The organism is Campylobacter concisus, assembly GCF_002165775.1.
Lineage (GTDB): Bacteria > Campylobacterota > Campylobacteria > Campylobacterales > Campylobacteraceae > Campylobacter_A > Campylobacter_A concisus_E.
Genome location: NZ_NDYP01000001.1, coordinates 155,308 through 174,800, shown reverse-complemented (window position 1 = coordinate 174,800; position 19,493 = coordinate 155,308). Strand labels below are relative to the sequence as shown.

The 19,493-nt window shown below is 37.0% G+C and carries 23 protein-coding genes; 9 read left to right on the top strand and 14 right to left on the bottom strand.

Translation table 11 applies throughout. The features are described from left to right. Positions 1-8: 8 nt before the first annotated feature. Genes B9N66_RS00940 through B9N66_RS00920 form a run of 5 tightly spaced genes read right to left on the bottom strand, consistent with a single transcriptional unit; the run spans position 9 to position 4,712 of the window. The gene (locus B9N66_RS00940) at positions 9-758 is read right to left on the bottom strand and encodes an ATP-binding cassette domain-containing protein (RefSeq protein ID WP_087579507.1); all 750 of its coding nucleotides are present in this window, start codon (positions 756-758) and stop codon (positions 9-11) included. Next, positions 755-1,435, bottom strand: a complete 681-nt coding sequence (locus B9N66_RS00935; protein WP_087579506.1) for an ATP-binding cassette domain-containing protein — start codon at positions 1,433-1,435, stop codon at positions 755-757. Before B9N66_RS00935 ends, B9N66_RS00940 begins: the two co-directional genes overlap by 4 nt. Then, positions 1,432-2,232, bottom strand: coding sequence for an ABC transporter permease (locus B9N66_RS00930; protein ID WP_087579505.1), 801 nt, complete (start codon positions 2,230-2,232; stop codon positions 1,432-1,434). Before B9N66_RS00930 ends, B9N66_RS00935 begins: the two co-directional genes overlap by 4 nt. After that, positions 2,229-3,167: an ABC transporter permease gene (locus tag B9N66_RS00925; RefSeq protein WP_087579504.1), complete on the bottom strand. Its 939-nt coding sequence runs from the start codon at positions 3,165-3,167 to the stop codon at positions 2,229-2,231. Before B9N66_RS00925 ends, B9N66_RS00930 begins: the two co-directional genes overlap by 4 nt. A 12-nt stretch (positions 3,168-3,179) precedes the next feature. Beyond that, positions 3,180-4,712: an ABC transporter substrate-binding protein gene (locus B9N66_RS00920; RefSeq protein WP_087579503.1), complete on the bottom strand. Its 1,533-nt coding sequence runs from the start codon at positions 4,710-4,712 to the stop codon at positions 3,180-3,182. Between the two features lie 172 nt (positions 4,713-4,884). Between B9N66_RS00920 and B9N66_RS00915 the strand changes: the two genes are divergently transcribed. After that, a complete protein-coding gene (locus B9N66_RS00915; RefSeq protein WP_087579502.1) occupies positions 4,885-8,193 on the top strand; it encodes a DUF748 domain-containing protein in 3,309 nt (1,102 codons plus the stop codon). On the opposite strand, the gene B9N66_RS00910 is transcribed toward B9N66_RS00915, so the two are convergent. Further along, positions 8,190-8,594, bottom strand: a complete 405-nt coding sequence (locus tag B9N66_RS00910) for a hypothetical protein (protein ID WP_087579501.1) — start codon at positions 8,592-8,594, stop codon at positions 8,190-8,192. The genes B9N66_RS00915 and B9N66_RS00910 overlap by 4 nt on opposite strands. A gap of 114 nt (positions 8,595-8,708) precedes the next feature. On the opposite strand from B9N66_RS00910, the gene B9N66_RS00905 reads away from it, so the two are divergent. From B9N66_RS00905 to B9N66_RS00870, 8 genes are all read left to right on the top strand, one after another. Further along, the gene (locus B9N66_RS00905; protein ID WP_085657868.1) at positions 8,709-8,912 is read left to right on the top strand and encodes a tautomerase family protein; all 204 of its coding nucleotides are present in this window, start codon (positions 8,709-8,711) and stop codon (positions 8,910-8,912) included. Next, the gene (gene bcp / locus B9N66_RS00900; protein WP_087579500.1) at positions 8,909-9,406 is read left to right on the top strand and encodes a thioredoxin-dependent thiol peroxidase; all 498 of its coding nucleotides are present in this window, start codon (positions 8,909-8,911) and stop codon (positions 9,404-9,406) included. Before B9N66_RS00905 ends, bcp begins: the two co-directional genes overlap by 4 nt. A 9-nt stretch (positions 9,407-9,415) precedes the next feature. Further along, positions 9,416-10,057, top strand: coding sequence for a thiol:disulfide interchange protein DsbA/DsbL (locus B9N66_RS00895; RefSeq protein ID WP_087579499.1), 642 nt, complete (start codon positions 9,416-9,418; stop codon positions 10,055-10,057). Between the two features lie 102 nt (positions 10,058-10,159). Beyond that, a complete protein-coding gene (locus B9N66_RS00890) occupies positions 10,160-11,074 on the top strand; it encodes a branched-chain amino acid transaminase (protein WP_087579498.1) in 915 nt (304 codons plus the stop codon). Between the two features lie 17 nt (positions 11,075-11,091). Beyond that, the gene (locus tag B9N66_RS00885; protein ID WP_087579497.1) at positions 11,092-12,210 is read left to right on the top strand and encodes a prohibitin family protein; all 1,119 of its coding nucleotides are present in this window, start codon (positions 11,092-11,094) and stop codon (positions 12,208-12,210) included. A 4-nt stretch (positions 12,211-12,214) separates the two neighbouring features. Further along, on the top strand, positions 12,215-12,949 hold the full coding sequence (gene hisIE / locus B9N66_RS00880; protein ID WP_087579496.1) for a bifunctional phosphoribosyl-AMP cyclohydrolase/phosphoribosyl-ATP diphosphatase HisIE: 735 nt from the start codon (positions 12,215-12,217) through the stop codon (positions 12,947-12,949). After that, the gene (locus B9N66_RS00875; protein ID WP_180382043.1) at positions 12,918-13,469 is read left to right on the top strand and encodes a DUF2393 family protein; all 552 of its coding nucleotides are present in this window, start codon (positions 12,918-12,920) and stop codon (positions 13,467-13,469) included. Before hisIE ends, B9N66_RS00875 begins: the two co-directional genes overlap by 32 nt. After that, positions 13,469-14,020: a DUF2393 family protein gene (locus tag B9N66_RS00870; protein ID WP_087579516.1), complete on the top strand. Its 552-nt coding sequence runs from the start codon at positions 13,469-13,471 to the stop codon at positions 14,018-14,020. The genes B9N66_RS00875 and B9N66_RS00870 overlap by 1 nt, the downstream gene beginning before the upstream one ends. A 122-nt stretch (positions 14,021-14,142) precedes the next feature. Here B9N66_RS00870 and B9N66_RS00865 read toward each other — a convergent pair whose 3' ends face one another. The 8 genes from B9N66_RS00865 to B9N66_RS00830 all read right to left on the bottom strand — a co-directional run bounded on the left by B9N66_RS00865 (position 14,143) and on the right by B9N66_RS00830 (position 19,492). Further along, complete coding sequence (locus B9N66_RS00865; RefSeq protein ID WP_087579494.1) at positions 14,143-14,805, bottom strand: hypothetical protein; 663 nt, start codon at positions 14,803-14,805, stop codon at positions 14,143-14,145. Next, positions 14,802-16,139, bottom strand: a complete 1,338-nt coding sequence (gene purF, locus B9N66_RS00860; RefSeq protein ID WP_087579493.1) for an amidophosphoribosyltransferase — start codon at positions 16,137-16,139, stop codon at positions 14,802-14,804. Before purF ends, B9N66_RS00865 begins: the two co-directional genes overlap by 4 nt. A gap of 34 nt (positions 16,140-16,173) precedes the next feature. Then, positions 16,174-16,353, bottom strand: a complete 180-nt coding sequence (locus B9N66_RS00855; RefSeq protein WP_374057411.1) for a DUF2314 domain-containing protein — start codon at positions 16,351-16,353, stop codon at positions 16,174-16,176. A gap of 97 nt (positions 16,354-16,450) precedes the next feature. Then, entirely contained in the window at positions 16,451-17,221 is a 771-nt protein-coding gene (gene dapB, locus B9N66_RS00850; RefSeq protein ID WP_087579491.1) for a 4-hydroxy-tetrahydrodipicolinate reductase, read from the bottom strand. A 148-nt stretch (positions 17,222-17,369) separates the two neighbouring features. Further along, positions 17,370-18,308 (bottom strand): NAD(P)/FAD-dependent oxidoreductase, encoded by a 939-nt coding sequence (locus tag B9N66_RS00845; protein WP_087579490.1) that lies wholly within the window; start codon positions 18,306-18,308, stop codon positions 17,370-17,372. Between the two features lie 9 nt (positions 18,309-18,317). Further along, positions 18,318-18,764, bottom strand: a complete 447-nt coding sequence (locus B9N66_RS00840) for a hypothetical protein (protein ID WP_087579489.1) — start codon at positions 18,762-18,764, stop codon at positions 18,318-18,320. Next, positions 18,764-19,078, bottom strand: a complete 315-nt coding sequence (gene trxA, locus B9N66_RS00835) for a thioredoxin (protein ID WP_012001054.1) — start codon at positions 19,076-19,078, stop codon at positions 18,764-18,766. The genes B9N66_RS00840 and trxA overlap by 1 nt, the downstream gene beginning before the upstream one ends. 72 nt (positions 19,079-19,150) lie before the next feature. Continuing rightward, the gene (locus B9N66_RS00830) at positions 19,151-19,492 is read right to left on the bottom strand and encodes a YraN family protein (RefSeq protein ID WP_087579488.1); all 342 of its coding nucleotides are present in this window, start codon (positions 19,490-19,492) and stop codon (positions 19,151-19,153) included. Between the last annotated feature and the right edge of the window lies 1 nt (position 19,493).

Genomic DNA, 19,493 nt, shown 5'->3' with positions numbered 1-19,493 from the left:
GCATTATATCAAAGATTATTTTTATAAATTTTTGCAGCATTGATGTATTTTTTAAGGACATTTTGGCTTGCAAGATCCTCAAATTTACCCCACGCTACTTGCTTGCCAGCCTCGATTATTAGTACTTTTTGTGCTATCTTCATCGCACTTAAAATATCGTGCGTGATAAAAATAATGCTGATCTTTTCATCTAAGCTTAAAAGTAAATTTATGATCTTTTGCTTTGTCTCGTTGTCAAGTCCGCTTGTTATCTCGTCGCAGATTAGGATTTTTGGCTTTGAAAGAAGCGCTAGTAGTATCCCGACCCTTGTCGCCTCACCGCCACTTAGCTGAGAAGGAAATTTATCTAAAATTTCATCTTTTAAATTTAAATTTGCGAGAAATTCTTTGAGCTCATTTTCGCTAAAGCTAAGCTTAAGGTATGACCTCACGTGAGCGATCGCGGTTTTTACTTTTAGCGCTGGATTTAGGGCTTGTTTTTGATTTTGCAAGATATACCTGATGTCCTTTTTGAGCTCATTTTTATCCGTGATCTCCTTATCGTTTATATAAATTTTGCCCCCACTTTTTGGCTCACTAAACGATATGAGCTTTGCAAGCGTGCTTTTGCCACTGCCACTTTGCCCCAAAATGGCTAAATTTTCGCCATCATCGAGCTCGTAATTTATCCCCTCCAAAAGGTGCAACACTTCAGCTCTAGCATTAAAATGCTCCTTAAAGCTTAAACTTTTTGATACGTTTTCAAGCCTTATTTTCACGCGTTTTCCTTTAAAATTAGCCGCCCATCTCTCATCTGCCAAATTTCATCACTAAGATATTTTGTCAGCGCCTCATCATGCGAGATAAAGATGACGCTCATCTTGCCCTTTAGGCCCTCTAAGATGCCCGCCACGTGACTACCGCTAATGCTATCAAGCCCGCTCGTTATCTCGTCGCAGATTAAAATTTTTGGCTTTAAACAAAGCGCAAGAGCGATCTGCACACGGCTCGCCTCGCCACCACTTAGCTCGTATGAGTATTTGTGCCAGATGAGATTTGCGTTATTTAGCCCAAACTCCCTAAAATAAGCAAATGCAAGCTCTTTATTTGATTTATTATCGCCGCCAAGATAGGCATTAAAGTGATCACCCACGTTTAAGAGCGGATGAAGGCTAGCAACTGAGTTTTGAAAAACGAGCGCAGCGACCTTTCTTCGGTGCTCTTTTAGCTTATTTTGACTAAGTTTTAAGATATCTTTTTTATAAATATTAAATTTCTCCGCTCTCACTCTAAAATCATCATCAAAAAGCCTTATTAGGCTTTTTGCAAAGAGCGATTTACCACTGCCACTTGCACCCGTGATACCTATAAATTTACCCTCACTCATGCCAAAATCAAGCTCACGCAAAAGCTTCTTATCCTTATAAAAAACGTTTAAATTCTTAATCTCTATCATATTTTTATATTGCCATTTTTTGAATTTGACGTGATGATCGATGTTGCTAGGATGAGCAAAAAGAGCGTCACGCCAGGGAAAAACACCATCCACCAAGAGCCAAGGAAAAGCGCCTCTTTACTCTCATTTAGCATGATGCCAAGGCTTATTTTATTTGCGTCGCTACCCACGCCAAAAAAACCAAGCGTGGCCTCCATGACGACTGCGTTTATCGCATTTATGCCAAAGATGCTAACTATTAGATGCTTTAAATTTGGCAAAATTTCAAAGCAGATAAGGCTAAATTTACCAGCTCCATTTATAACGGCCTGCTCTGCGTAGTCGCACTTTTTATTAAGTCTTAAATTTTGCATAAAGACTTTTGCGCCCTGCATAAAGGAGCAAATGGCAATGATAAAAGATGTTATAAGCAGATCTCCACTACTAAATGAGCTAAAAAGCATGATAAAAACGATGTTTGGTATGCTTAAAAAGGCATCAAGCCCCTTATCAAAAAGGCTCTCGCAAACTCTGCTCTTGCTCGTGCCAAAATATGCGTAGATGAGCGAAAAAAGCGTCGTTAAAAAGCCAGCTAGCAGCAAGATAAGAAGCGAGTTTTTAAGCGCGTAGGCCACTCTTATGAGATTGTCCCTGCCTAGGATGTCAGTGCCAAAGATATACTCGCTACTTGGGGCTAAATTTACCGCCATAAAGTCAGTGAAATTTGGCTCAAATTTAGAGAAAAATGGCGTCACAAAGGCAAATGTGACAAGCGACAAAAAGACAAAACAGGCTAGTAAAAATATGACTTTTCTCATAAATTTCTCTTATCTGCTAATATGGCAAAAATTTTAGCCAGTAAATTTGCAAAAACTACAAAAACAGCCGTTAGCAAAATGGTCGCAAGTGCGACTGGATAGTCTTTGGCGATGACTGCATCAAGGCTAAGCTTGCCTATGCCAGGAAATGAAAAAATGCTCTCAATGACGTATGAGCCAGCAAAAACGCCAGCTACAAGTGTGGCGAAATAATAGACTATATCGGTGCTTGCGTGCTTTATCGCAAAGAGATAGATTTTGCCGCGCCCCAAACCTCTAGCATGAGCCGTCTGGATGAAATCGGCGTTTAGACTTTGATTTAGCGTGTCTCTTACAAATTTCACGTTTGCGCCAAGGTGTGGCAAGATGATGGCAAGAGTTGGTAAGATGATAAATTTAGCCCCTACGCCGCTAGATCCTAGCTCGTTTGCCCCAGAGCTTGGCAGCAAATTTAGATAGACACTAAAGATCGCTATTAGCACAAGAGCGATGTAAAAATGAGGTAATGAAGCCAGCAAAAACGAGCTAAAATTTATAAAGATGTCGGCAAATTTATTCTTATAAATGGCGCTTAAAAGCCCCAAGAAAAATGATAAAAAAACTATCAAAAAAAACGAAGCAAAAAATAAAATAAGCGAGTTTAAAAGCCTCTCTTTAATGAGCAGAGATACGCTCGCTCCGCTTACAAAACTAGTACCAAAGTCGCCTGTCACAAAGCGAGCCATCCACCTAAAATACTGCACAAAAAAGCCATCTTTTAGCCCCAAATTTTCTAAAATTTGCTCTTTTATGGCTAAATTTATCGCCTCGCTCCTTGAAAACATCGCGTCAGTGACGTTTCCTGGCAAAAAGTATATGAGTAAAAATAGAAAAAATGAGATAAAAAACAGCAATCCAAGGCTTGAGATCGCTGTTTTTAAAATAGCTCTAGACAAAGCTTTTATCCACTATTTTACTTGCCATTCTCTTATATTCCACGAAAATCCAGCCCCATGGTGACCTAAAATTTGTGTCTTTATGCCTGAAATTTTGTTATTAAAGGCAAGCGGATAGTCAAGATAGGCTATAAAAATGTAAGGTGGGTTTTCATAAAGCGCTTTTAAAAATTCCTTATAGTACTTTTTCCTAAGCTCTGCGTCTTTTGTATATCTTGCGTTTTTTAAGGCCTCATCGACATTTGCGTCCTTGTAGTGGCTAAAGTTCCAGCCATTTTCATTTACACTCACATCGGCAAATCCACCAAAAATTCTATATGTGTGAAAGTCCGGATCAAATGGGCTTCCCCAGCCGATCACAAAGCTATCTACTTTGCTTAGATCAAAGGCTGTTTTTGGCTTTGCGTAGGCTTTGGCTTTTACGCCAAATTTCTCAAACTCGCTGCTTAAAATTTTAGCTAGATTAACCCTTAAAATGTCGTTATTAAAGGCGTAGATGTCAAAGCCAAGCTCCTTGCCGTCCTTTTCAAAAAAGCCAGCCTTGTTTTTTCTAAAGCCGCTTTTTTCAAGTAACTCCCTAGCCTTTGCAAGGTCATAGCTAAATTTAAACTCGCCGTCATTTGCAAAGCTTTTTTCTATCGGGTTGTTCGCTACGCTTGCATATCCGTGAAATAAGTTTTTAACGATCTCATCTTTATTTACAGCGTAGTTTAGGGCGATCCTTACATTTTTATCTTGAAAGATAGGATCTTCAAGGTTAAACATCAAAGCTCTATAGTCCGCACTTTTAAACTTAAGCAAGCTTAATTTTTTATCATCTTTTATGAAATTTACGCCAGTTGGAGAGATGAGCGCAACGTCGATCTCACCGCTTTTTAGGCCTACAAGTCTTAAATTTTCATCGCCAACTATTTTAAAAAATACTTTTTTGATCTTTGGCTCGCCTTTATAGAATTTCTCATTTGCCACAAATTCCAAACTCTCATCTTTTTTCCATTTTACTAGCTTGTATGCGCCAGTTCCTACTGGAGCCTCATTAAATCTATCAGTCGCGATATCTTTGCCCTTTAAAATGTGCTCAGGCAAAACACCAAAACTAAGCGCGTCAAGAAATGGCGGAAATGGCTCACTAAGCGTGATCCTAACTTTATAATTCCCTAAAATTTCAACGCTTTTTACCACCTCATAGTTTGAGATGGCAGGTGCGTTCAGCTTCTTATCTTGAGCCGCTTCAATGGTAAATTTAACGTCTTTTGCGCTAAATTTCACCCCATCATGCCAAAAAGCATCATCTCTTAGCTCAAAAACATACTCCAAACCATCGTCGCTCACCTGCCAAGACTTCGCAAGCTCTGGCACGACGTGGCTATTTTCATCATGGCTCGTAAGACCAGAAAAAACTAGAGAAAGCGTAGGGTCGTGATCCTCGTCATAGAGTGGATTTATACGAGGTGTTTGCTCCTCGATAGCGACCACAACGGCATTTTCATTTGCATAAGAAAGAGTACCAAACAACAAAAAAAAGACAAGCAAAATTTTATTCATCACAATCCCCTTTGTCTAAAAATATTTCTGCATAGTAATACGAATCGTATAAAAGTGTTATTAAGCTAAATATAAATTTATAGTATAGAAGTTTTAAATTTCTAACTATCTTTTAACCTTTTTTGAAGTAAAATCTCTCCCTATTTTAGATAACAACAAGGCAAATTTTACAATGAATAAAAATAAAAAAACAGCACTTATTTCAGCCATCTGCGTAGTTTCACTTTTAGTTATTTATACTATTCTTGGATTTTTTGGAGTACCTTATGGCATTAAAAATATCGCTCCAAAGTATCTAAAAGAATACAATGCAATGCTTTTTGTGGAAAGTGCCAAATTTAATCCTTTTACCTTCGAGCTAAATGCGACAAATGCTGAGCTAAACACTACTTCGCCACTTTTTAGCACAAAGCAAATCGACATCAAGCTAAAGCCATTTTCTATCTTTAAAAAATTAGTTGAAGTTGATATTTTTAGGCTTCAAGAGCCAAATGTCAAAATTTTACGAGATAAAAATTCAAAATTTAACTTTAGCAATTTTATAAGCGATAATAACACAACTACCGAAGATAACAGCACTAGCTCTATAAATTTTGCCCTAAATAACGCTAAGATCATCAAAGGATCATTTTCATACAGCGATCAAAATTTAACAAAGCCATTTAACGTAAATTTTGATGATATAAACTATGAGCTAAGTTCGCTAAATACGAAGAAAAATAGTGCAGGCAGCCATATTTTTGACTCAAACTCGACTCTAGCTCACAAGATCGATCTAAATGGCGATATCAAGCTAAATCCACTAAAAATCGAGGGCAAAATCAGCATAAAGAACTTTATTATCGATCCAGTGGCGATTAGCTTTATAGATAACGACACACTAAATCTTAAAAATGCGGTCATAAATTTAGGAATAAATTACGCTTTAATTGCCGATGAAAACGCTACAAACATAAATTTAAAGGATAGCCTTTTAAATGTAAAATCGCTAAACATAGATGAGGGCAAAAACGAACTAAGCCTTGGTGAGCTAGAGCTTCCAAAATTTGATCTATCAAGTAAGATAGCAGACAAGATAGATGCTAAATTAGAGCTAAATGCCATAAATTTAAGCGATGTGTCATTTAAAAATGCAATAACAGCAAGCTTAAAATCGCTAAATTTAAACGATATTTCGCTTTTAGCAAATTTAAATGAAAAAAGTGAGCTAAATGCAACAGCTACGCTAAATAGCATAAATGCAAATACCCTAAGAATAGACGAAACCAGTAAAAATTTAGTAAATCTAAAAGATATAAATGCCTCAAATTTAAATGCAAATTTAGCAAATAACAAAACCACTCTAACGCTTGAAAAAATAGCGTTTGAAGGTATCAATGCCCCACTTAGCAAAAATGCAAATGTAAATGTAGCAGGGACTAAAATCTCAAATATTAGCTTCACTCAAGATACCAATAAAAGCCTTACAAATCTTAATGAGCTTAGTATAAATGGCATAAATTTAAAGGCAAAAAATAAAGAAATTTTAGATATCGCTGATGTGCTTACAAAAACGATCAAATTTGATATTTTAAATATGGCTTTGAGCGCTGAGAATATCGATATAAATAGACTAAAATTTAACTCGGAGTTAAATGACAGTGGCTTAAGCGCGATAAACCAGCTTGGGCTTGGTGAGCATGGGCCAGCAAAAACGGCCAATCATCGCACTAAAGCTAAAAAAGAGAATACACCAGCTTCAAAAAGCAAAGAAAATGAGTTTAAATTTGATATAAAAAATATCAATGTAAATAACGCCAATATCGCTTTGACACACCTTTTTGAAGGTGAGAAGATCGCTCATAAATTTGATAATCTATTTATAAAAGTTGCAAATTTAAGTAGCGATTTTAGTAGGTCATTTGATACAAAAGTGGATATGAAAAGCTCACAAAAGCTAAACCTCAATGTAGACTCAAAGATCAAGATCGAGCCACTTGACGTAAATGCAAAAATCAAACTAAATGATACAAATTTGCCAAAATATTTTGCCTACGCAAAGCCATTTTTAGAGGTAGATCTTTCAAGTGGAGAGATGAGTGCAAACGCCGAGCTTCACTATGCAAAAGATATAAAAGCGGACGCAAAGCTTAGCGTAAAAGATATTAGATTAGATGATAAAAATAAAGAAAAGCTAATCGCGTTTAAAAGTTTAGAAGTGGATAAAATTTCACTTTTTAAAAATAATCTTGAAATTACTGGAGTTGCTTTAAATTCGCCATTTATCAAGGCTCATCTAAGCAAAGAGCGCGAATTTAATCTAAGCAAAATCGTAAAAGAAGATAAAAGCAAAGCCCAAAATGAGCAAAAAACTGAGAGCAAAAAGGTGGCTAGTAAAAAAGACGACGAGCTAAATTTTAGTATCAAAAATTTCTCACTTAACAACGGCGAGGTTGATTTTTCAGATGCGTCACTATTTATACCATTTGCTACGAAAATTTCAAATCTAAATGGCAAGCTAACTGACATCGATAAAAAACGTCCAAGTTCGGGTGAGTTCAAAGGCACAGTTGGTAAAAATGGCTTTTCTCAGATTACAGCAAAACTATTTCCTTTTGAATTAAAGCAAAATACCGATATTAAGCTTGATTTTAAAGACATCGATCTAATCGACATAACACCATACAGCGGGCAATTTTTGGGCTATAAAATAAAAAAAGGTAAGTTAAATTTAAATCTAAATTATAGCGTTGTTGATTCAAAACTAAACGGCTCAAATCTTATAAATTTTGACACACTCACACTTGGAGAAAAGGTTGATTCAAAAGATGCTGTAAATTTGCCACTTTCGCTTGCTATATCGATATTAAGCGATCAAAATAATCAAATAAATATCGACCTGCCAGTTGAAGGAAATTTAGACGATCCTGACTTTAAATATGGCGGTGTCATTTGGGCTGCTGTTAAAAAACTCTTTGCAGACATTACGTTAGCTCCGTTTAGATTTTTAGGTAATGCTCTAGGACTTGGCAGCAAGGATCTAAGCTCTATCGATTTTCTTGCTGGAAGTAGCGAGCTAATAAGCTCAGAAGCGCCAAAAATAGCTGATTTTATAAAGCTAACTAGTGCAAAGCCTATGATGAAACTTAGCATCACGCCTACTTACTCCGAAATAGATGCGCTCTACTTTAAAGAAAAAAAGCTTGATCAAAAGATAAATCAAATAATCTCCTCAAGCGGCAAAGATTATATTACCGCGCTAAATTCTCTCGTTCCAAACGCTAAAGATAAAAGCGATAAGGCTTTAAGAGAAGAGGCAATAAAAATCATCGAAGCGGATAAGGAAAAGCTGGTTGAGCTAGCAAATGAGCGTGCAAATGCAGTAAAAGAAGCACTCATAAAAGCTGGGCTTGAGGCTGGCCGCATAAATGTAAATGATGTAACAAGCTCAGAGCCTAAACAAAACACCTATACAAGCGTGCTTATGGGAGTGGCAAACTAAATTTCATTTATCTCGCTGCTTCTTGCGTTGTAAACAAACCAGCTAAGAAGCATGAGCATCATAAATGCGCCAAAGACTAGGCTTGCGTAAAAATATAAGCTAAAGCCTTCACCTAGTAAATTTGCATTGTGAAGAGCGATTATAACGCCAGCAAGTGAAATTAAATAGCCAATTAGCTTGATGATAAAAATTTTTGGATTTATAAGGACGATTAAAAGCCCGCAAAGCATGACACCAAAGGCTATTTGTAAATTTAAAATGTCAGCTTGAGCACTTGAAACAAATGTCAAAAAACCAAGCAAAAATATGACTAAAAACATCAAAACAGCATAAACTATCCTGCTTCGTCCAAAGCCGTACATAAAGCAAACAAAGCCTTTGTTATGTTTGTTGTAGTCCATTTTTCGCTCCTAGTAACAAGTTTTTGTATTTTAATGCCAAATTCTTAAATAAAGGCTTTAATCTGAAATTTCACTCATTTTGGCTAATATTTTACATCTTAAAAAGGAGCAACAATGCCTTATGTTAATATCAAAATAGCAGGCCCAGAGCCGACAAAAGAGCAAAAAGATCAAGTTTTTAAAGAGGTAACTGAGACGCTTGTAAGAGTGCTTGGCAAGAAAAAAGAGGCGGTGATGATTTTCATAGAAACTCACGATGCTAGCAACATCGGCGTAGGTGGCGAAAGCGTAGAAGATAAGAGAAAGGTGATAAAATGAGCGAATTTAGTAAAGCAGATATTGAACGAAAAATAACACTTGAAGTTGGCGATAAAGCGCCAGAGTTTGAAGCACTAAATCAAGACGGTGTAAAGGTCGCACTAAAGGACTTTGTAGGTAAAAATGTAGTGCTTTATTTTTATCCAAAGGACAACACTCCGGGCTGCACAACTGAGGCTTGCGAATTTAGCGCAAACTACGATCAGTTTATCAAAAACGATACAGTTATCATCGGTGTTAGCCCAGATAGTGTGAAATCTCACGTTGGCTTTATCGCAAAGCAAAATTTAAAGCACATTCTATTAAGCGATGAGGATAAAGAAATTTCAAAGCTTTATGGTGTTTGGCAGGTCAAGAAAAACTACGGCAAAGAGTATCTTGGCATCGTAAGAAGCACATTTGTGATCGGAAAAGACGGCAAGATAGTTAAAATTTATAAAAGCGTAAAAGCCAAAGACCACGCCGCAAAAGTGCTAGCTGATCTAGCAAAATAAGGAGCAAAGATGAAGCTTGTAAAAATGCTAATTTTAAGTGCGTTTTTTGCGCTAAATTTATCAGCACTGACTGAGGGCGTAGAGTATCAAACTCTAGCAAAGCCGCTTAATGTGCCTAAAAACTCGGTCGTCAAGGTCTTTAGCTACGACTGCCCACACTGCTATAAATTTGACCGAACGATTACAAAAAAGTTAATGTCAAAGCTTGATGGGGTTAAATTTATTCCATATCACCTAAGCACCAAAGGCAAGCTTGGCGAGACAACAAGTAAAATTTTCACCGCTCTTATATCGATAGATGAGGCAAATGGCACTGATCTACTAAGCGATGAGTCAAAATTTAAGCAAGCAAAATTTGCGATCTATAAAGCAAGACACGATGAAAAAGATGATTTTAGTGATGGCAAAGACAAAGAGAAATTTATAAATTTAGCCCTTAAAGCAGCTCACGTGAGCAAGGATGACTACGAAAAAGCACTAAATAGCGACCGAGCAAAAGAGCTTTTAGACGCATGGTTCGCCTCTTATGATGTGGCAAGTATCAGCGGTGTGCCAGCTTTTGTAGTAAGTGGCAAATACTTAATAAATTTAAGCGCAGCTTCATCAATCGATGAGATGGCAAAGATCATACAAGAGCTTTTGGACAAGTAGTTTTAGCCGGCAATGCCTGCAAATTTTGGTCTTAGAAATGTAAATTTAAAGCAATTTTAGATAAACTGAGACCAAATTTCTAAAAAACAGAAAGGTTTAACAATGAACGCTTCAGAATTCATCTGGATGGATGGAAAATTAGTTAAATGGGACGATGCAAAAGTACACGTTCTAACTCACTCTTTGCACTATGGCAATGCCGTATTTGAAGGCACAAGAGCTTATAAAACAAAAAAAGGTCTAGCTATTTTTAGACTTCAAGATCACACAAAAAGACTTTTAAAATCAGCAAAAATGACCGTTTTAAATGTACCATACACACAAGAAGAGCTTGAGCAAGCACAGATAGACGTGCTTCGCGCAAACAAATATAACGGCAACGTCTACATTCGCCCACTTGTATTTTTAGGATATGGTGTAATGGGTGTGGCACACACAAAAGCACCAGTGCAAACTGCTATCGCTTCATGGGAATGGGGCGCATATCTTGGTGATGAAGGTCTAGAAAAAGGTATCAGAGTTAAAATTTCAAGCTATGCAAAGCTAAGCCCTGCTGCTCAAATGAATAGGGCAAAAGCCAGTTCAAACTACCTAAGCTCACAAATGGCAAACTACGAGGCAAAAGAGGCTGGATACGACGAGGCGCTACTGCTTGATAGTGAAGGCTTCGTGGCTGAAGGTCCGGGCGAGTGCTTCTTTATCGTTGAAAATGGTGCATTGATCACTCCACCAAATGACAACAGCCTAGTTAGTATCACCCAAGATACGGTCATCAAACTAGCTCATGATCTTGACATAGAGGTAAGAAGAGAGCGCATCACAAGAGATCAGGCCTACACTGCTGATGAGGCGTTTTTTACAGGTACTGCAGCTGAAGTAACGCCGATAAATAGCATAGATAACCGCATTATCGGCAACGGAGCTAGAGGCGAAGTGACAAAGAGACTACAAAAAGCTTATTTTGACGTAGTTTACGGTCTAAATAAAAAATATGAATCATTTTTAACATATATTTAAAAATTTAAAGGAACGAAATGCCCGCTGATTTAAACGATTATTTCAATAAAAAAAAGCTAGGTAATGACAATAGGGGCTCTAGTCAAAATAGCGACAAAGAGCCACCATTCAAAAAAGACTTTAAAATGCCAAATTTACCAAATGGTTTTGGTAAATTTGGAGCACTTGCCTATATTTTAATTGCAATTATTGCTATTTTTGCTATCACTCAGCCATTTAAAGTGATTCACTCAGGCGAAGTTGGCATCAAGTCTACGGCAGGTAAATACGAGCCAAATCCTTTGCAACCAGGCTTTCACTTCTTTTTACCTTTTATCCAAGACATCATCATCGTGGACACCAGAGTTAGGATCATAAACTATACTTCTGGCGAGGATATGGGCGAATCAATGCAAAAATCATATCAAGGCGTTGGCGCTGGAATTTTACGTAAAAATTCTATTTCAGTGCTTGATGCTAGAAATTTACCAGTTAGCATTGATATTACTGTGCAATACCGTTTAAATCCAGAAAATGCCCCTCAAACTATTGCCTCTTGGGGTCTTAGCTGGGAGAGCAAGATAGTTGATCCTGTCGTTCGTGACGTAGTTCGCAGTATCGCTGGTAAATATACAGCAGAAGAGCTTCCAACAAAGAGAAACGATCTAGCAAGACAAATCGATGATGGCATAAGAAAAGACATCGACTCTCAGCCAAATAAGCCAGTTGAGCTTTTAACAGTGCAACTTCGTGAGATTATCTTGCCTTCAAAGGTAAAAGAGCAGATCGAGCGCGTCCAAATCGCAAAACAAGAAGCTGAAAGAACAAAATACGAAGTAGAAAGAGCAAATCAAGAAGCCTTAAAACAAGCCGCACTTGCAGAAGGTACCGCTAAAGCTGCGATCATTGAAGCAAAAGGTAAGGCTGATGCCATTAAAATCGAGGCTGACGCAACTGCATATGCAAACAAAGAGGTTGCAAAAAGTGTAGATCAAAATCTACTAAATTTAAAGCAGATCGAGACGCAAAACAAATTTAACGAAGCTCTAAAAGAAAACAAAGATGCTAAAATTTTCTTAACGCCTGGCGGAGCTGTGCCAAACATCTGGCTAGACACAAAAGATAAAACCAAAGCTAGCTCGACAAGCGAAAGGTAAAAAAATGAACAGCGTAACAAAAAGCATAGACTGGCAAAAAGTTGGTGGATTGCTTCCAGTAGTGGTTTGTGATTATGCCACAAATGAAGTTTTAATGCTTGCTTACATGAACGAAGAAGCACTAAATTTAAGTCTATCTAGCCGTTACGCTCACTACTTTTCACGCACCAAAAATAGAATTTGGAAAAAAGGCGAAGAGAGCGGAAATACACAGGAGATAAAAGCTGCATTTTTAGACTGTGATAACGATACTTTGCTTTTAAAAGTGATTCAAAACGGAGGTGCAGCTTGTCACACTGGAGCAAGGTCGTGCTTTTTTAATGAGATAAATTTGCATGACGGCAAAATTTTAGATACAAAAGTTGAAGTCAAAAAACCAAATTATGGCGTACTTGACGAGCTTTACCATGTGATAGAAGATAGGAAGCTAAATGCTAACCCTGAAACTTCATATGTGGCAAGTCTTTTTAAAAAAGGCGAAAATCAAATTTTAAAGAAAGTTGGCGAAGAGGCTGGCGAATTTATAATGGCCGCAAAGGATCTTAGTTTCGCAGAAAACTCAAAGCAAAATGAGCAAAAAGCAAAAGATGATCTGATCTATGAAGCAGCCGACCTTTGCTTTCATGCACTTGTAGCACTCTCAGCCCATAATATCCATCCAGATGCTGTAAAAAACGAACTTACAAGGCGTTTTGGTATGAGCGGCATTGAAGAGAAAAGATCGCGAGATGTTAAATAGCATTAAGCACAACTTGCTTTTTGTATTGCAAAATGCAAAGCTCATTGATTTTCTAACCTATGGCTGGATATTTTTAGCATTTATACTAATTGTGCTTTTAGGAATTTTTATCGCGATAAAGTCGTGGTGGCAGATAGGATTTTTATTTATTTTGGCTGCTTTTTTTGGACTTTTTGTAGGTAATTACTACGCAAACAAATATATAAATGAAAATTTAAGGCCAGTTAGCATAAGCAAAATAACCACCAAGCAGCTTCAATATGTCGATGCGTTAATGGTCGATTTTAATATTACAAATAATTCAAATAATGCACTTAGTGTCTGTAAAATCGAGCTTAACTTCTATCTAAGCTCAAGGCAAAATACGAAAGATTTTTTTAACTCGCTTAATCCATTTGCTAGAAAAAGAATCATCTTAAACGAGGAATTTTTGCCAAAGCAAAGCATAGAGGTTAAAGAATTTGTCAATGATTTTGCATTTATAGACTACAATATTTCTAAAAAAGTGGAGTGTTTTTGATGAGTTCAGCATATTTTACGATCGTTCATATTATCGTTCTTTTTGCGATTGCTCTGCTTTCTATTTTATTTCTTGTTCTCTCGCTTAGAGCTGAGCGAAAGTTATTTTTATCACTATTTTTTACAAACATTCTAGTCTCAACTACACTTGCTGTTTTTTTGATGCTGGTGCTTGATAAATATACAAAAAAAGGTATGCTCGAAAATGTAAAAAGTGAGCGAATTTTACGAAATGAGAGTATTGTTTTTAAGGGGCAAGTAAGAAACATCGGTAAATTTACAATTAGCAACTGCACGCTGACAGTCAAACTAATCAATCAACCGCTAAATAAAAATGACCTTGGTGAGGAAGCATTTTTTAAGCCAAGTGGGCTTTCATTTTTCTCATGGGTTCTTGGCACAGATAAGGACGAGAGGCCAAATACAGTTGAATATAAATTTGATGTAGCCAAAAATTTACCAAAGCAAAAAAGCACACCATTTACCGTATATATGCCATATCCGCCTTACTTTAAAAATGGCATGAATATCACAAAACTAAATTGCTACTAAGTCAAATTTAAAGCAAATTTTTACAAATTTCATAGGATAAAACGCTAAGTCTTAGTTTGACTTTAGATTAAATTTTATCTTTTTTAGTATCTGCACTGAACACTAATTTCTAAGCTAAAGACTTAAAAAGTACAAAGTATGTCAAGTAGTCTGCCCAATTTTTGTAGGTCATTTAAAAAGAGTTGCTTTGTTTTTTGTGTAAATTCTTTTGCTTCTTCAAGGATTTTAGTCTCGGCTATATTATAAACAAACTCTTTTTTTAGGATCTTTGCACCTTTTTTATAAAAGAAATTTGCTTCTATAATGCTTGCAAAAAAGCTATCATCTCTTAAATAGTAGTTTGTTGCTACATTTACATGCACTGGCTTTTGTAACAAAAAATCACCGCAAACACTATTTTGTGAGCCAAATTTAACACTCTCAAGCACATCAGGCCTTATCTCATAAAATTTTATCTCATTAGCTCTTTTTAAAGCCAGAATATCACTTGATTTATTTAAATTTATAGAGCTATTATTTACCTCAAGTACGTTTATAGTGCCCTTTGCAAGCGAATAAGCATTTAAAATTTTATCTTCTGCTAAAAAATTTACTACACCAAAAAATGGCACACTAGCATTTTGTTCTGCGAAATTTTGAACGGTTTTTATTTGTAGCTGCTGCTTTGTGCCATTTATCTCATAGTAGCTTACGTAAATAGAAATTTCGTCTTTTTTGCTTGGATTCTTTTGTGAGCAACCGCTAAAAAATAGTGCAACAAGCAAAAAAATAGCTAAATTTTTCACTTTATGAAATAGTCACCATCAAAGCTTACAAGCGAATATTTTCGCTCATTACCGATACTTTCTTTAAGTTCGTCTATACTTAAAAATTCTAAGCTATCTGCACCGATATATTCTCTTACTTCCTCTGCATTTTTTTTAGAGCTTATTAACTCTTCAAAGCTTGGCGTATCGATACCGTATCGCTCAGGGTATTTAAGCTCAGGGCATGCGACTCTAAAATGAATCTCTTTAGCGCCCGCATGTCTTAAAAGATCAACCACCTTTTTTGAAGTAGTACCGCGAACGATACTATCATCTATGACAACGATACTTTTACCCTTTAGAACTGATGACATCGGGTTAAGTTTTAGCTTAACTTTTAAATTCCTCATCTCTTGGCTTGGCTCGATGAAGGTTCTACCCACATAGTGGTTTCTAGTGATAGCTAGCTCAAAAGGGATCTTGCTCTCGTTTGCATATCCGAGCGCTGCTGGCACACCGCTATCTGGTACAGGTACGACGAAATCTGCTTTAATTTTGCTCTTTTTAGCTAGTACTTCACCCATTTTTTTTCTAACTTCATAGACACTTTTACCTTCTATCACGCTATCTGGGCGAGCAAAATAGATATATTCAAATGCACAAATTCTAGGATCTGGATCATAAATTTGGATACTTTGAAACTCACTTTTTCCATGTTCAAAAACTATCATCTCACCAGGCCTAATATCTCTTATAAAGCTAGCTCCCACAAGATCAAAAGCGCAAGTCTCGCTAGCTACGATATATCCACCATCTTTTAGCCTGCCAAGACTTAGCGGCCTAACACCCCAGCGATCTCTTATGGCAAAGGTTTTATGGCGTGACTGGATAAGCAGACAATAAGCACCTTTTATCTTATCAAGTGCCGCGATAATACGGTCCTGCAAGTGCTTGCTATGGTTTCTTGCGATTAGATGGATGATATTTTCAGTATCCATATTTGTCTGAAATATCGCACCATCCTTAATAAGCTCATCTCTAACCTCATCTTTATTTACCAAATTTCCATTATGGACGATTGAAATCTGCCCCAAAGAGTAGTTAGCGGCTATTGGCTGGGCGTCACGACCTGAGTTTTTACCAGCCGTTGCATATCGGTTGTGACCAATAGCCATATCGCCTTTTAGCGATCTTAAAATTTCTTCATTAAAAACCTCTGTAACTAGGCCATTACCCTTGTGAGTAGAAATTTCTCCATCATCGCAAACGCTAATACCGCTTGCCTCTTGGCCGCGATGCTGCATAGAAAATAACGCATAATAGGCAGTCTTTGCTGCATCTTTAGAATTTATAATGCCAACTATTGCACACATTTTTTTCCTTTATTTTTCATCATCTTTGTAAATTTCAAGAACATTTTTTGTAGTTAAACTTGATCTCATCGCCAACTTTTAAACAGCCTTTTGTAAATGGTTCATTGTCTAAAATGCCGGTAAATTCGCCGTTATTTGTCTCGCTAACGACCACCCACATGCGCTCAACCTGAGCAAACTCATCATCTTCAAATCTAAATATAAGCTTTACTATATCGCCAGTTCTTAAATTTTGGCGTTTTTCACGCTCCGGCAGCTAGAATTTATTACCAAATTCTAGCTTATAGCTCTCTACATCATCAAGCACAAATTTAATCATCAAGCCCCAAACTATCATCTACCGAGTATAGACCACTATTTTGATCTTTGAGCCAAATAGCAGCCCTGATCGCACCTTTTGAAAAGGTTGCCCTACTCGTTGCGGTGTGATTTAGCTCAATAAACTCGCCGTCATTATAAAAGCCAACCGTGTGGCGACCGACCACATCTCCACCACGAAGTGCCATAACTGCGATCTCGTCTTTGCTCCTAACCCCTACCATACCAGCTCTACCAGTGACTAAAACATCTTCTAAATTTAAATCCCTAGCCTCAGCCACGCAGCCAGCCAATGTCATCGCTGTACCGCTTGGAGCGTCCTTTTTGTGCCTGTGGTGTTGCTCGACGATCTCTATGTCAAATTCTCTTAATGTTTTTGAAGCAATCCTTGCAAGGCGGTTTAGTACAGCCACGCCCAAACTCATATTTGTTGCGTAAAGAATAGGCATAGCTCCAGATGCTAAATGGAGTAAGTTTTTATCTTCGTCATTTAACCCTGTCGTACCGATAACTAGTGGTTTTGGATTAGTTCTAGCGTAGTTCAGCAGTGCTACCGTAGCCTCTTTTTGACTAAAGTCGATTATTACATCACACGCTTCAAAAAATTTAGCAAAGTCATTTGTCAGAAGTTCACTATTTAAATTTTCAACCTCATTTTTTTGGCTAAAAGCGACACTTAAAAGTGCATTTTTCTCATCTCTTAAGCAAGAGATAATACTTTGAGCCATCTTTCCGCTAGCACCGTAAAGTCCTATTTTTACCAAAATTTATCCTTTGATTTTTGGTTGAAATTTAACATAAAATTTATTATAGATAGATTACAAATAGGCTTTAAAAAATACGTATAAAATCAAAAATTTGATAGAAAAAAGAAGAAAAATTTAGCCAAGAATTTGGCTAAATTTTTAGGTATTAATGCAAGCTTTCAATGTAGCTCATAGCACTAAGTGCTGCTACTGCGCCATCACCTGCGGCTACAACTACTTGTTTAGGAGCGTCTTCCCTGATGTCACCTGCCACAAATAGCCCTTTTAGACTAGTTTGCATCTTAAGATCGGTCTTAACCTGTCCACCATCAACCATCTCGCAGATAAATTTGCCATTTTCATCTTTTAAAATTTCATTATTTACATTTAGTCCTACAAAGGTAAAAATTCCCGGCACATCAAGCACACGCTCGCCATTTTTGGTATCAAGCACGATCTTTGTGAGACCCATTTTATCGCCAAGTGCTTCTTTTATCGTTGCACTTGTTATAAACTCGATCTTTTCATTTTTTCTAGCTTTTTCAACGGTTGTTGGCACCGCTCTAAATTCGTCACGTCTATGAATTAGATATACTTTCGAGCAGATATTTGCTAGATAAAGTGCCTCTTCAACAGCTGTGTCGCCACCGCCAAGAACAGCCACTTCTTTATTTTTGTAAAAAAAGCCATCGCATGTTGCGCATGTGCTAACACCTTTGCCAAAGAATTCATCCTCACCCTTAAAACCAGCACGTCTTGGAGTAGATCCTGTAGCTACGATAACCGCCTTTGCTTGCTCACTTTTGCCACCTTCAAGTAAAATTTCAAAGCTGCCGTCGCTATTTTTTCTAACACCAACAACGTTTGCCCATTTATGAACTAGACCAAATGCGCTACACTGCTTCCACCAAGTGCTCATAAAGTCAAAGCCACTCTCGCCAGGGGCTTTTTGGCCTGGGTAGTTTTCTATCTCTGAGCTCGAGGTGATCTGACCGCCAGGCTCGCCTTTTTCAAACATTACAACATTTTTTAGTCCGCCTCTAGTGGCGTAAAGTCCGGCGCTTAGTCCTGCTGGACCGCCTCCGATGATCGCTAAATCAAGCATAAATTTCCTTTATTCTAAAACATTTATGGACGAATTTTGTTTGTAAATTTCGTCCCTTTGATGAACTATCTCAACACTGCTTGGCAGCTTTGTAATGCTCAAATTTCGCATCAGCTCCAAGACTGTATTTATATCTGAGCTTATATATTTTAGTGTTGAGTTTGACTCATATCTTTTTTGAAAGATATCGATTGCTACAACTGTTTCATTTTTGGTTGGTAAAATTTCGTCTAATTTTGATTGATTTGAACTGAAGATTAAAAGCGTGTATTTTGGCTCTTTTGGAGTGAAAATTTCGCTTTTTTCGTAGAAAACCAGCTTCGCAAAATCAACAAATTTATATTGTGAAAAACGATAGTTGCTATACGCAAATGCAGCTGCTATCATAGCTGCACCAAAAAATGAACCAAATATATACGTAAGAGGAAGCAGACTTCCTCTTCTTTTTTCGCTCATTAAAGAAGCGAATTTAGTTTATCAGTTAAGGCTTGTTTTGACTGTGCACCGACCATTTGCTCAACTAGCTCGCCATTTTTGAAAAATAGCAATGTTGGGATCGATCTGATGCCAAACTCAACCGCAAGATCTTGCACTTCGTCAGTATTTACCTTGCAAATTTTTGCTTTGCCGTCAAAGTCTTCAGCAAGCTCTTCGATCACTGGAGCTAGCATACGGCAAGGTCCGCACCATGGAGCCCAAAAGTCTACTAAAGCAACGCCTTCTTTTGTAACATCAAAATTTTCTTTTGTAAGTTCGATGTATTTTCCCATTTTTTCTCCTTATTTTTAAAATGTGGCAATTATACAAATTAAATTTAAATTTTATCTAAATAATAAATTTTATTATAAACTAATATTTTCTATCAGTTCTAAATTTTCATTTTTTATAACGAGTAAATCGACTTGAAAATCTCTATTTGGCTCATTTTTCATCATATAAAAATTTATAGTTTTTAAAATTTTTATATATTTTGCCTTATTTAGTCTATACTCTGCTTCATATTCTCCGCTAGTTGCTTTTACCTCTATGAAGTGTAAAATTTTATCACTGCTTAGTGCGATAATGTCGATCTCGCCAAATTTAGAGTGAAAATTTCTCTCTAAAATGACAAAACCAAGCTTTTGTAAAAAATCACACGCCCTATTTTCTGAGCTTTTGCCAAAGAGATACTCTTTTAGTCCCAAG